Source organism: Neisseriaceae bacterium (assembly GCA_016864895.1).
Taxonomy (GTDB): domain Bacteria; phylum Pseudomonadota; class Gammaproteobacteria; order Burkholderiales; family Neisseriaceae; genus QFNR01.
This window is the reverse complement of the sequence record CP046107.1, coordinates 771,227-785,895: the sequence shown is the minus strand read 5'-3', so window position 1 is coordinate 785,895 and position 14,669 is coordinate 771,227. Positions and strand designations below refer to the sequence as shown.

Annotated in this window: 8 protein-coding genes; 4 read left to right on the top strand and 4 right to left on the bottom strand. The window is 34.2% G+C overall.

Annotated features, from left to right (window positions below):
• The first annotated feature begins 460 nt into the window (after positions 1-460).
• Positions 461-3,085 (top strand): alanine--tRNA ligase, encoded by a 2,625-nt coding sequence (alaS, locus tag GKC53_03330; protein ID QRN41174.1) that lies wholly within the window; start codon positions 461-463, stop codon positions 3,083-3,085.
• Here the strand turns inward: alaS and lpxB are convergent, their stop codons facing one another.
• Positions 3,086-4,252, bottom strand: a complete 1,167-nt coding sequence (gene lpxB, locus GKC53_03325; protein ID QRN41173.1) for a lipid-A-disaccharide synthase — start codon at positions 4,250-4,252, stop codon at positions 3,086-3,088.
• A 129-nt stretch (positions 4,253-4,381) separates the two neighbouring features.
• Here lpxB and GKC53_03320 point away from each other — a divergent pair, with 129 nt between their 5' ends.
• Both GKC53_03320 and GKC53_03315 read left to right on the top strand, forming a co-directional pair.
• Positions 4,382-5,851, top strand: a complete 1,470-nt coding sequence (locus GKC53_03320; protein ID QRN41172.1) for a TrkH family potassium uptake protein — start codon at positions 4,382-4,384, stop codon at positions 5,849-5,851.
• Between the two features lie 18 nt (positions 5,852-5,869).
• On the top strand, positions 5,870-7,741 hold the full coding sequence (locus GKC53_03315) for a transglycosylase SLT domain-containing protein (protein ID QRN41171.1): 1,872 nt from the start codon (positions 5,870-5,872) through the stop codon (positions 7,739-7,741).
• 309 nt (positions 7,742-8,050) lie between these two features.
• On the opposite strand, the gene GKC53_03310 is transcribed toward GKC53_03315, so the two are convergent.
• From GKC53_03310 to GKC53_03300, 3 genes are all read right to left on the bottom strand, one after another.
• Entirely contained in the window at positions 8,051-9,337 is a 1,287-nt protein-coding gene (locus GKC53_03310; protein QRN41170.1) for a phosphopyruvate hydratase, read from the bottom strand.
• Between the two features lie 71 nt (positions 9,338-9,408).
• Positions 9,409-9,969 carry an elongation factor P gene (gene efp, locus GKC53_03305; GenBank protein ID QRN41169.1) on the bottom strand — a complete coding sequence of 187 codons (561 nt, stop codon included), beginning with the start codon at positions 9,967-9,969 and terminating at the stop codon, positions 9,409-9,411.
• A 28-nt stretch (positions 9,970-9,997) separates the two neighbouring features.
• Positions 9,998-11,107 carry a DUF2331 family protein gene (locus tag GKC53_03300; GenBank protein ID QRN41168.1) on the bottom strand — a complete coding sequence of 370 codons (1,110 nt, stop codon included), beginning with the start codon at positions 11,105-11,107 and terminating at the stop codon, positions 9,998-10,000.
• 920 nt (positions 11,108-12,027) lie between these two features.
• On the opposite strand from GKC53_03300, the gene gyrA reads away from it, so the two are divergent.
• Positions 12,028-14,604, top strand: a complete 2,577-nt coding sequence (gyrA, locus tag GKC53_03295) for a DNA gyrase subunit A (GenBank protein ID QRN41167.1) — start codon at positions 12,028-12,030, stop codon at positions 14,602-14,604.
• Positions 14,605-14,669: the final 65 nt, after the last annotated feature.

Sequence of the window (14,669 nt, the reverse complement as noted above, 5' to 3'; positions counted from 1 at the left end):
TATTGAAAAAAGTTATGGGACTCCTTGTGAGGCCTGTCTTTTAAGGCAAGTAGACAAGGTGTAACTGCAAAGTGGTAGCTTCCTGCAGAATAAAGCAGACTACAAGTTATTCTACCAGTTTGGACTTAATTTGGTAGTGTCTTTTTCCAATCATTTCACTTACCACAGTACAAATAAACTTTAGGTACATATTTGACAAACAGATTTATGTGGTCATCTCCTTCTCAAATGACAGATATCTTTGTAATATTGAGTTATAAATGCAGAGAATCTTAAGAAAACACAATATTCACCTTGGGCTTAATACCAATCAGTTGCTATTAAACAGTCACAATCCCAAATTATCCATCATACAGTGTAGCAACTAGCCAGTTTCTATGGCGTATAGCCAAATAATACTAATTTAGGATAGAATAAAAGTTCCATGCTAAAAGCTAATTAAATAAAAGCTAATATAAAAATGAAAACATCAGAAATCAGAGAAAGTTTTTTACGTTTTTTTGAATCAAAAGAACATACCATAGTGTCTTCAAGTCCATTGGTTCCTAATAATGATCCTACCCTTTTATTTGTGAATGCGGGGATGAATCAATTTAAGCAGGTATTTTTAGGATCTGATACTCGGCCTTATGTTAGGGCTACAACAGTACAAAAATGTGTACGTGCAGGCGGTAAACACAATGACTTAGAAAATGTTGGTTATACAGCTAGACATCTTACTTTTTTTGAAATGTTAGGTAATTTTAGCTTTGGTAATTACTTTAAAGAGAAGGCTATTGAATATTCATGGGAATTCTTGACTTCTAGTGATTGGTTAGGTATTCCTAAGGAAAAATTGTTAGTAACCGTGTATGCAGAAGATGACGAGGCATATGATATCTGGTATGAAAAAATAGGATTGCCCAAAGAGAAAATTATCAAGATTGGGGATAATAAAGGTGCTAAGTATGCTTCTGATAATTTTTGGCAAATGGGAGATACAGGACCGTGTGGGCCGTGTACTGAAATTTTTTATGATCATGGGATCGAGGTTTTTGGAGGCCCGCCAGGTAGTCAAGATGAAGATGGCGATAGATTTGTGGAAATTTGGAATTGTGTATTCATGCAGTATAACCGTGATGATAAAGGGCAGATGAATTCTTTACCTAGACCTTCAGTTGATACGGGAATGGGATTGGAAAGAATTGCAGCGGTGATGCAACAAGTACATAGTAATTTTGAGATTGATTTATTCCAACACTTGATTCGGGCAGTAGCAAGGGAAGTAGGTATTTCATTTGAAAAAAATAACTCCTCTTTAAATGTTATTGCTGATCATATTCGTACTTGTAGTTTTTTGATTGCTGATGGGGTTTATCCGGGTAATGAAGGTCGTTCTTATGTATTAAGACGTATTATTCGAAGAGCAATTCGACATGGCTATAAATTAAGGCAGAAAAATCCCTTTTTATACCGTTTAGTTCCTGATTTGATTATTGAAATGGGAGAGGCTTATCCTGAGTTAATAAAAAAACAAGACGTGATACAGAAAACTTTGTTGGATGAAGAAAAAAAATTCTCACAAACTCTTGCACAAGGGATGGGCTATTTACAAGAATTTTTAAATGCTAATCTTAAGGTTTTACCAGGAAAAATTGCTTTTAAATTATATGATACATATGGGTTCCCTTTAGATTTGACAATAGAAATATGTCGTGAAAAAAATATCATAGTCGAACAAGATGAGTTTACTCAGGAAATGAAATTGCAAAAGGAAAGAGCAAGACAAGCTTCTCGATTTAAGTCTGAGCGTCAGCTTGAATATGCAGGACCTACTACTCAATTTATTGGCTACGATAGACATGAAGACGATGCAAAAATTTTGGCTCTTTATAATCAAGATGGAGAACCTGTTTCTCAGCTAGGCCGACAAGATCAAGGTACTGTCGTTTTGGATAAAACACCGTTCTATGCTGAAAGTGGTGGGCAAATAGGCGACATAGGTTATTTTTACATTGATAAAAAACCTGTATTTCAAGTGAACAATACTCAAAAAATTAAATCTGAGGTGTTCGGGCATATGGGTAGTGTCATAGATGATTCAATTCATATAGGACAATTTATTACTACTATGATTGATGCTCCTACTCGCTTAGATATCATGAGAAACCATAGTGCAACTCATTTGTTACATGCAGCTTTGAGACGTGTAATTGGAAAACATGTCGAACAACGAGGTTCTTTAGTAACTAGTCAAAAGTTAAGGTTCGATTTTACACATTCGAATGGTTTGACAGAACAGGAGTTAATCAGTATTGAGTCTTTAGTTAATCAAGAGATTATGCAAGATTCAGAAGTATCCAAGCAGATTATGTCGTATGATGAGGCTATTAATAAGGGCGCAATGGCTTTATTTAGCGAAAAATATGGGGATGAAGTTTGTGTCGTTCAAATGGGAGATTTCTCGGCAGAACTATGTGGGGGTACCCATGTGGCAAGAACAGGACAGATTGGATTTTTTAAAATTATAACTGAGGGGGGTATTGCTTCTGGTGTTAGAAGAATTGAAGCTATTACAGGAAAAGCTTCAATTTTATGGATGCAAAGTCAAGAAAGGTTAATTGCTGCGATATTGCAAGAATTAAAAGCACAGACTGTGGATGACTTGTTACCTAAACTCGAAAATATTTTACGTAATAGTAAGAAATTAGAACTGAGTCTTATTCAGATGAGAGCTGAAATTTTGAAAAAAGTTAGCAATGATCTAATTGAAAAGGTACAAAAAGTTGGTGATTTTACTTTGATTGTGGAGGAGTTACCTTTTGAACCTAATATGCTAAGAGAAGCTATTCCCGAGTTAACTGGAAGATTTGATAACTTGGTAGTTGTTGTTTACTCAATTATTGAGGATAAAGTGTCCGTTTGTGTCGGTGTTTCCAAACCAATTAGTGACCGCGTGAAGGCGGGAGATCTGGTTAAATACATACTAAAGCCCATTAATGGGAAAGGAGGAGGGCGTTCAGATTTGGCACAGGGAGTAGCATTGTACAATATAAAACTACCAGAAGTGTTAACCTCCATCAATAAGGTACTACAGGATAAGTAATTATTGCTCTGTTTGATGGAGTATTTTCGATATCGCTTGAGTAGTAATTGTAGGAAAGTCTTGCCTTAATGTTTGATGCAATTGATAAAATTTTTGAATAACTTCTTGGCATCTTTTAGGATTATCGAGGTAAATTTGGCAGGCTTTAAATAAGTTGTCAGCTGTTGCATTCTCTTGAATATATTCAGGTACTACCCGTTCTTGTAAAAGAATATTAGGCAGTCCAAATGTATCGGTCTGGATGAATGGTTTAACTAAGTGGTGGGTTATAGGAGAAATGATATAACTAATAACCATAGGACATTTACATAGAGCAACCTCTAAGGTGGCAGTGCCACTAGCGACTAAAGCAACATTAGAGGCTGCTAGATAATTGTACTTATTGTCAGTTTCAGTTATTAATCGAATTGGGAGGAAGTCTAATTTCTTTGTTTGGATTATCTTTCGAATGAGATCCTGATTCTTTTGGTTATTAATAGGCATAAAAAATTGAATTGAAGGATAGGCTTCGAATAGTTGTTTGGCGGTTTCCAAGAATAATGGTGCCATATATTTAATCTCACTTTCACGGCTACCAGGCATAAGTGTGGCAACTAGAATGTTGTTAGGTAAACTGAGTAATTGTCTTGAATCCAGTTGATTAATATTTAAAGAAATTTGATTGGCTAAAGGATGTCCCACATAAATTGCATTTCCTCCTTTGTTGTGGTAAATAGGAGGTTCCATAGGGAAAAGACATAGAATATTATCTGTGAATTGTATGATTTTTTCTACTCTTTTAGATTTCCAAGCCCACACAGATGGACTGACATAATGAATAGTTGGAATCCCTTGTCGATGAACCTTTTGTTCTATTTTAAAATTGAAATCCGGTGCATCGATACCAATATAAATATCTGGTTTTTTTTTTAAGATAATGTTAGTGATTTGTTTTCTAATCAACAGGATTTTGGGTAATTTACTTACCACTTCAAAATAACCCATTACTGCTAAGTTTTCTTGTTTAAAGAAACTGGTAAAACCCTGATCGATCATCAAAGGTCCACCAATACCAAAAAAATGAGCATTAGGGTATGTTTTTTTTAAAGCACTTATCAAATAGGAACCAAGCAAATCGCCAGATGGTTCACCAGCCGTTATTGCAATATTTAGATTTTTTATACTCATTTTTTTTTCTAAGTATAGGTAATAGTAAAAGTTTATTATACAATGATAAGCTGTTTTCTTTATGACTTATTTAATTAATGACCATTACTAATGCAATGACTTACTTTAACATAGTTGGGGCTCACAAATATGGTTAATCGTTTTTTACCAATTATTTACAATCTTGCGAGATTGAATATTTTGTTTTCTTGCCTATTATGGGCTCCAGCACTGGCTTCTTATTACTTTGGCGATGGGCTTCTAGAAACTTGGTTGTTTACCTCGTTAGTAATGATTATTTCGTCTTTTATAATTAGGCAGTTGACTAAAAAATATAATAGAGAGTTACAAGCAAGAGATGGTTTTTTATTAGCTTTCTTATTATGGATTTTATTTGCTTTTGCAGCGTCTATCCCTATCTATTTTTCGGACAGTTTGAGTTTTACAGACGCTTATTTTGAGGCTATTTCAGGCTTAACGACAACTGGTTCTAGTGTTTTTGCCAATGTTGAGCATTTGCAACCTTCGCTAAATTTATGGCGACATATGCTTAATTGGTTCGGTGGTATGGGGATTATAGTGTTGGCAGTAGCGATTATCCCAACCCTAGGTATTGGTGGAATGAATATTTTGAGAGCGGAGATTACAGGAGTCAATAAAGATAAAAAATTAACACCCAGAATTGCACAAACAGCTAAATCTTTGTGGGGGATTTATATAATTTTTACTGTTATCGTTGTGATAGTACTTAAATTAGCTGGGATGAGTTGGTTTGATGCGGTGTGCCATGCATTCTCCAGTATTTCTTTAGGTGGGTTTTCAACTTATTCAGACAGTATTGGTCATTTTAATTCAGTTACAATTGAGATAATTTTGATGATCACGATGTTAATTGGGGCTATTAGTTTTTTGAATCATATAATGGTCATAAAAAATAGAAGCCTCATCATATACTGGAAAGATGAAGAGGTGAGAATATTTTTAAAAGTATTACTTTTGAGTATTTTAATTTCTACAGTTTATTTATGGTATATGGGATTTTATGGACAAGGATTATCTGGTTTTTTGACTTCACTAAGGTATGTTGCATTTAATTATGTTTCGATTGGTACAGCTTGTGGATTTAGTTCAGTAGATTTTACTCAATGGCCGATATATGTTGGGATAATCATGTATATGTTGGCGAACATATTGTCAAATTCTGGGTCAACTGGTGGTGGTATTAAAATGATTCGTATTATTATTCAGTTCAAGTTTATGTACCGAGAAATGTTGTTGTTAATTCATCCTAACGCGGTTAAAACCGTTAAGGTAAATGGTAATATTGTTCCCAATAAGATATCATTAAATGTGATGGCATTCATTTTAGTGTATTTGATGACTGTGGTGATTGCGACTTTAATATTACTTTTTACCGGAGTAGATGCTGTTTCAGCGTTTTCCTTTATTATTGCCTCAATCACAAATGCAGGTCCAGGACTTGGATATCTTGGTCCCATGGCGGACTTAAATATTTTGAGTGATTTTCAAAAATGGGTGTGTGCTTTCACTATGTTGATTGGTCGATTAGAAATTTTTACCGTATTTATTTTATTTTTACCCGTGTATTGGGAAAGTTAAATATTGGAATTATTACTTATGCTAAAAATAAAACAAAGAATAATCTTAACTTCAATTTTGGGAATACTACTAGCTTGTGCTAATAATAATCAAGAAGGCAATACACACCAGACTGTCCAGCACTTTGAATCAAGAATTATTGCACCTGTCACAACCTTTCCAAAGCAAAATGAATCAAAAGTTATGTATGATTATTCTTTATACCAAACAGCTTTGATTTCATTAAAACAGAAACAAACAGAAGATGCATACCACTTTTTATCTTTTCAAACGGGTCAACAAAATAGTATGGTTGAACAGATAAGGATAGGATTGTTAAAAATTTTAGGTAAGCAGGCCAATTGGGCAGAATTTCTAAGTCAGTATAAATTGTTACCCTCCAATACCAATAATCTGGAAGTCAATTGTTATGCAACTATAGCTGGATATTCACAAAGAGGAATATCATTATCTAATATGTCTGGAGAGTTGGTTAAGAGTAATGAAAAACTACCAGAAGGTTGTAATAAAATGATAGAAGTAGCCGCTTCTAGAGGGATGATCGACCAAAATGATGTGTGGAGAAGAGTAAGAATACTAATTTCTAATAATTATATTACGTTAGCAAAAAATTTGGCTAATGCAGTTGGACAACCAATACCCAATATATCGGTATATGACGGTTCTAAAGCCTCCAAAATAGCCAAGATTATGCCCGGTATTACCCCAAAAGGTAGGAATAGGCATGATATTGATGAATTTATTTACAAGTTATATGGCAATGTAGATCAAGATGATATTGGTTTTGTAGAGGGATTGGTGGGGCTTTCTAAAGCCAGAGACTTGGATATGGTATCTGCATTGCAACATTTTAATAAATCTGATAAAACACAATTATCTAATGAGCAGTGGGAGTGGTATGCTCGTTCAGCACTCCGTTTAAAATTGTGGAGTCAACTTAGTCAGATTATTCAAATGATGCCAAAAAAATTGCGTGAGACACCAACTTGGTGGTACTGGCAAGGTAGGGCAAAAGCTGCTTTAGGTGATAGGACGAATGCAAGAATATTGTATGAAAAAGTAGTGGCAAGTGGAAGAAACTTTTATGCAATTTTAGGGCATGAAGAGTTGGGTAAGCCTTTAAATGTGAAATCTAATACTTCAGGTGGGCGTTCCTCTTCAGCAATGGCTTTAGCACAAGATAGTCAGATTCATCGATCATTGGTTTTATTTAGGAACTCATTGGATATGGGGGATCGTCAAATGAGAATAGCAGCTCAAGATCAATGGCGATATGCTATCAAAAATTTTGCAGACGATAAACTTATTTTAGCTTCTCAGTTGGCGTTACAAAATCAATTTTATGAAATGTCTATTTTAAGTGCAGATATGAGTGATAGTTTGTTAGACTATCAGTTAAGATTTCCATTTCCTTATAAAAATATTGTTGAGAAATATACTGACCTTTATGGTATAGAATCTGCATGGGTATTTGGATTAATTCGACAAGAAAGTCGTTTTATTATGATCGCTAAAAGCTCAGTGGGAGCATCAGGATTGATGCAAATTATGCCTGGAACCGCACAAGTGATTGCTCGAAAAATTGGTCTAGATGGGTATCACTTATTAAATAATATGGATAATAATATTAATATGGGGGTATGGTATTTGGCTGATTTATATAAACAATTTAACTCAGAGCCATTGGCTACTTCAGCTTACAACGCAGGTCCAGGAAGGGCTAAAAGGTGGCGTCAAAATGGCTTAGAAGGTGCTGTTTATGTAGAAACAATTCCTTTTGATGAAACTAGAGAATACGTAAAAAAAGTCATGAGTAATACTGTTTATTACTCTCACTTATTTAGTGGTTTTTCAAACAAAAGTCTGAAAGCACGTCTAGGTTTTATGTAATCGTTTAGTAGGGAAGAAAAATGACCCTTTGTATATATGTGATTAAATATATTTAACAGGAGCAACGCAAAACCATGCTTTAAAGAACATGGCTAAGCGTCAATTTAATAACTATTATTAGCCATTTTATTCACTTGTTCATATTTTGACACGGACAGTTTACTTAAATTCCTCAAATTTGAGTGCTACTAGAGTGAAAAATGTCATTATTTCACATTTTTTATTATATTAAACATAGCTATTACCGAATAATAAAATAATTTCATTATTTTATTATTTCTCAATCTCTTACTCTTAGATGAAATTGATTTATTTTTTTAATTGATAAAAAGCTTTTTTACCAGGATAGTAAGCCATTTGTCCTAACTGCTCCTCAATTCTGAGCAGCTGATTATACTTAGCTGTCCTATCTGAACGAGATAATGATCCTGTTTTGATTTGCATACAATTAGTGGCTACTGCTAAATCAGCAATAGTCCCATCCTCTGTTTCTCCAGAACGATGACTTATAATACTGGTATAAGAATTTCTTTTTGCTAAATCAATAGTTTTTAGGGTTTCAGATAGTGTACCAATTTGGTTAACTTTGATTAGAACGGCATTAGCTAAACCTTGTTCAATCCCATCTTGGAGAATTTTTGGATTAGTGACAAACAAATCATCACCGACTAGCTGAATTCTCTTCCCTAATTGATCCGTTAATATTTTCCAACCTTCATAGTCTTCTTCAGCCATACCATCCTCGATAGAAGTGATAGGGTATTTGTTAACTAAATTTACTAAATAGTCAACAAACTCAGCACTAGATAAAGATTTATTTTCAGCAGATAAATGATATTGCTTATTTTCATAAAATTCAGAAGAGGCACAGTCTAGAGCTAATAAAATTTCTTGTCCTATTTTGTAACCTGCCCTTTCAGTCGCTTCTATGATTAACTCAATTGCCTGTTCATGGCTATTTAAGTTTGGAGCAAAGCCACCTTCATCGCCTACTGTGGTTGGATAAGCCTTTTTGTTACAGATTTGTTTCAAATGTTGAAAAATTTCCACTCCTGCCCGTAAAGCTTCTCTAAAGGAATCAAATTGGGCAGGAATAATCATAAATTCTTGTATGTTTAGAGAGTTATTAGCATGAGCCCCACCGTTAATAACATTCATCATAGGAACAGGCAAAGACATTGGTCCTGTACCACCAATATATCGATAAAGGGGTAATCCTGCTTCTTCCGCTGATGCTTTTGCAACTGCTAACGAAACAGCTAACAATGCGTTGGCACCTAGGCGTGATTTATTTTCAGTACCATCTAACTCGATCAATACTTGATCAACATAAGTTTGATCCTCTGCTTCAACACCTATAACAGCATCAGCAATTTCTTCATTAATATGAGTAACTGCCTTTAAAACACCTTTACCTAAATAGCGAACATTATCAACATCTCTTAATTCTATAGCTTCTTTTATACCTGTTGATGCACCAGAGGGAACTGCAGCTCTACCCATGGCACCACTTTCCAAAAGTACGTCACATTCTACAGTAGGGTTCCCACGTGAGTCTAAAATTTCACGAGCTAATATGTCAATAATGGCGCTCATCCAATGCTCCTGTTAATATCTTAGTGTTAATGTTGTCTGAATTAAAAAATACCAAAAATGGTCTTGAGGCTTTAGGCTCTTTTTCTGAATTCATTAGTCCGAGTATCAATCTCTATCTTATCTCCATTTTCAACAAAGGAAGGCACGCTTATTTCATAGCCTCCTATTAATGTCGCCGGTTTCATCACTTTCCCTGAGGTATCTCCCTTTACAGCAGGTTCTGTATACTGTATTTCTCTAACGATAATAGTAGGGAGTTCTACAGATATTGCTTTACCTTGATAAAAAGTTACTTCACAAATATCCTCCATGCCATCTACAATGTAATGAATGCTATTAACCATATTGTCAGCTTCAATTTCATACTGGTTGAATTCTTCATCCATAAAGACATACATAGGGTCAGAAAAATAGGAATAAGTACATTGTTTTTTCTCAAGAATAATATCATCTAATTTGTCATCAGCACGATACACAGATTCAGTGATATTGCCATTAAGTAAATTTTTTAATTTCATTTTTACAACGGCAGCATTACGACCAGATTTATTATATTCTGTTTTTTGTACAACCATAGCATCGTTTCCGACCATAAAAACATTACCTATGCGTAATTCTTGCGCTGTTTTCATACATAATCCTCAGTGTTATATTGAACATTTAAAGGGGTAATTCTAACTGTTTTTTGATAAACTGTGTTAATTTTTCATATGCTGTAGATTGAGATAATAGAAAATCTCTCCATGATTGTGTATTTTTTAGCCAATTTTCTTGATATTGTAATAATATATTCCAACTGGTATAGCACTCTTTATCAGAGAGAACAATCCCTTCGTTTAGAGCTAGTGACAAACGTTGGTGGTGAAAAAAAATTTCATTTTCATAGTATGGAGTGACTTGGCACCAAAAGGCACTTAATTTTTTTAAGTGTAATTGATTTTTTTGAGGATAAATGTGCCAAAAAAAAGGAATTCCTGCGAGCTGAGCTCTAATAAAACTATCTTCACCACGAACAATGGCAATATCAGATAACCATAGTAGTTTGTCAAAATCCGTTTGGTTGACAAAAGGAAGAGATACTGTGTGAATACGATTTTCTCGCATAGAGTTTAATACTTTTTTTTCAGCTATCCATAGCTCATAGTTGATATTAAGTTGACGCCAGATATTAGTCCATTGATGCCATATGTTTGATTCATAGCCAAAGATAAAAATTTTTTTTCTTTTTAGGTTAAATGGAATTTTATATTTTTGTACGAAATTTAATATGTTAGTATCATGTTTTTTGAATTCCATCTCTTCTTGTGTGTAATTGTTTTCAATGAATAACCCCCCACTATTTTCATTGAAACCAAGGAAATAGAAAAATTTTTTTTGTGTGCCCAATAAAGAGGGTTTTAAATGGTAATTAAGCGTCCAATCTTCGGCACTTAAGTATTCGATATTAATTTGTGGAATGGATTCTAATTTTTGATTGTTAAGTGGTTTTTCTGAAAAACAACCAAAGGTTTCGAGAATAATATCAGGAGTGGCAAGGCCAGAAAAGCAAGATGAATTCCATTGGATGATGATTATATTGTGTCTGATTTGTTTTTGATGCTGTAGGGATAGGGAATTTTCAAGTTTTGCTAAAGTAATGATATCATCAATAAATAAAAAAATTTTAAATTCTTTGTTTAAGGATATTTCGCGAGCAATCCTATAAGCAACACCTGCATCACCAAAGTTATCGATAACCGATGAAAAAATCCATATATTTTTTTTGTTCATTATTTAAAGTATTTCTAAAAGTAAGTATAAAAAACTACAAGTTATTCACAGATTTAGGATGATGACTAATTCCCCAAGCTCAAAACAATAAACAAAAATTATTATATATATTAACTAATTGAAAAATAATAAATAATTATTATTTCTTGTCATTAAATTTAGCTATCAACCAAAATCAATTGGCCTTATTTTAAACCAAATTTTTATTTATTTAGTGAGTTATTCACAAAGTTATGCACAAGGTATTCGAATAACTAGAATAACTAAATATGATGAACCATGCCTGATATTTTTGTTATTATCTAATAGTAATCTTGATCACTGCCTCTGATTTTAATGATGAGATAAAAAAGGATACCAATAGGTGCCAATAAAATTGCGTACGCCCAACATAGAGCGAGATAGAATATTTTGACCAGGTAAGAAATAATTTTAGGGGTTTTTAATTGATTCCCAGTAACAATGTAGTTGATGATCGAATCTAATGCAAACCTAGCAAAAGGAAATAACAGTGTGTTGAGAATGAACCAAGTACTGACAAATAATATTAAGATTGGATTAGAGTCATTTGCCATTACCAGGGAATCATATACCAGATATAAACAAAGCATGCAAAACAACAATGATATGACATACTGTTTTAGTATGTAATGAAGCTTAAATTGTTTTGATGTGTTGACAAAAAAATCATAGATTTTCACTTTAGATCCCAATCCTAAAAGTTATGTAGACTTATTCTTATTATTTACTTAAATTTAATTGATGTAATTTTAATTTATGATGGTATATCTGCTAGATAGATACTAGATTTGTTAATGGTAAGAGAAAAGACACAAAATGGCAACTGGCATTTGAGAAAAGTCCCTTGCAAGTTTTTAGTATGATAGAATACACATGTTTTATTCTTTGAGAAAGTCAATATGTCGGAGTCGTTTGTTGCTAAAGAAACATTTCCAATTAGTTTAGAAGAGGAAATGAAGCAGTCCTACTTAGATTATGCCATGAGTGTTATTGTTGGTAGAGCCTTGCCTGATGTGAGAGATGGAATGAAGCCCGTGCATCGAAGAGTACTTTATGCCATGAATGAACTAAGTAATTATTGGAATAAGCCCTTTAAAAAGTCTGCTAGAGTTGTGGGTAATGTGATTGGTAAATATCATCCTCATGGGGATAAGGCAGTTTACGATACGATTGTTAGGATGGCACAAGATTTTACTATGCGTTATCAATTGATAGACGGACAAGGTAATTTTGGTTCTATTGATGGAGATGGGGCTGCGGCTATGCGATATACTGAGATTCGTATGCACAAAATAGCCCAAGAAATACTAGCAGACTTAGATAAAGAAACTGTAGATTTCAGTCCTAACTACGATAATAGCGAAAAAGAGCCTGTGGTTTTACCCTCTAAGATACCCATTTTATTAGTCAATGGATCTTCAGGTATTGCTGTCGGTATGGCTACTAATATACCACCACATAATATTTCTGAAGTGATTGATGCTTGTGTAGCGGTATTAGATAATGAAGATATTTCAGTTGATGAATTGATTGATATTATTCCCGCACCAGATTTTCCTACGGGTGCAACTGTTTATGGTATCTCAGGGATAAGAGAAGGATATAGAACAGGTCGAGGCAGAGTGGTGATACGCGGTAAAACCCATATAGAAACCATTCATAAGGCAGGCGATAGGACAGCGATCGTTATTGATGAAATTCCTTATCAAGTCAATAAAGCTAAATTAGTGGAGAAAATTGGCTTATTGGTTAGGGATAAGAGTATAAATGGTATTGCTGACTTACGTGATGAATCGGATAAGTCTGGAATTCGTATTGTTATTGAGTTAAAACGTAATGAGAATGCAAAAGTTATTTTAAATCAATTGTATAAATTGACAAAATTACAGGATACTTTTGGCATAAATATGGTAGCTCTAGTGGATGGGAATCCTAAACAACTTAATTTAAAATGTTTTATTGTTGAGTTTTTAAAACATCGGAGAGAGGTAGTTTATAGGCGAACTGTTTTTGAACTTAAAAAGGCACGTAATCGAGGGCATGTATTAGAGGGGTTAGCAGTTGCGCTTACTAACGTAGATGAAATTATTCAACTAATCAAATCGAGTACTACACCTTGGGAAGCAAAAACAGCATTGCTAGCTAGAACCTGGCGATACGGTTTGGTTGCATCAATGTTAGAGCGGGTAGACATTAACTTATTTCGTTCAGAAGAAATTAGTGAAGACTTTGGATTGAAGGCTGATGGATATCAATTATCTGAAGTGCAAGCTCAGGCTATTTTAGATATGCGTTTACAGCGATTAACAGGTTTGGAGCAAGATAAAATCATTTCTGAGTATGAAGAAGTGATTGAAGTAATGTTAGATTTGACTGATGTTCTCGCTAAAAGAGAACGTGTTACTGAAATTATTCGTCATGAATTAAATCAAATTAAAATAGATTTTGGGGATGCTAGGAAAACAGAAATAGACCCTATTGGTGGCGATATTGATGATAAAGACTTAATTCAACCTCAAGATATGATTGTGACACTTTCACATGAGGGGTATATTAAAGCTCAGCCGGTGGAAGATTATCAATCTCAAAACAGAGGAGGCAGAGGGAAGCAGGCAACAGCAACTAAGGAAGAGGATTTTATTAAAACCCTTTTTGTTGCTAATATGCATGACTATTTATTATGTTTTACTTCTTTAGGGAAATGTTATTGGATCAAGGTTTATAAGTTACCTATTGGTAGTCGTGTCAGTAGGGGGAGGCCTGTGACCAATGTATTAAATTTATCTGATAATGAAACAATTAGTGCAATTTTACCAGTCAAAGAATTTACAGACAGTGAATATGTATTCATGTGTACTAGTTTAGGTATCGTGAAGAAAACATCCTTAATGAACTTCTCTGGTGCTAAAAATTTAGGGATTGCTGCTATTACTTTATCTGAGCAAGATAGCTTGGTTGGTGTTGTTAAAACAAGTGGAATGCATGAGATTATGTTATTTTCTGATCGGGGTAAAGTAATAAGATTTGATGAGAACGGTATTAGACCAACGGGGCGCACATCTCAAGGTGTCCGGGGTATGAGATTATCCGATGGTTCCAAAGTTATTAGTTTATTAGCGATGCATCCAGAAACGGACAAAAACGCCATGGTGCTAACCGCCACAGAAAATGGTTATGGTAAAAGAACGAATATTGATAGCTACCCTAAGGGGCGTAGAGGCAACTACGGAGTGATTGATATCGATACAGGGCAGCGAAATGGTATGTTAGTGGCAGCATCGCTTGTTGAAGAAACTGATGATGTGATGTTAATTACTTCGGGAGGTATTTTAATTCGTACGTATGTCAACCAGATTAGAGAAACAGGTCGAAGAGCACAAGGAGTTCGTCTCATTAATTTAGATAGGGGGGAGACCTTAGTATGTATGGAAAAGGTTGCTGAAAGCAAAGAGGAAACAGAAGAATTGATTGATTAGGAATGATTATTCATTAGTTACGTAAAATAAGTTGGGAACATTTCTGACTTATTTTTGTTGATTGA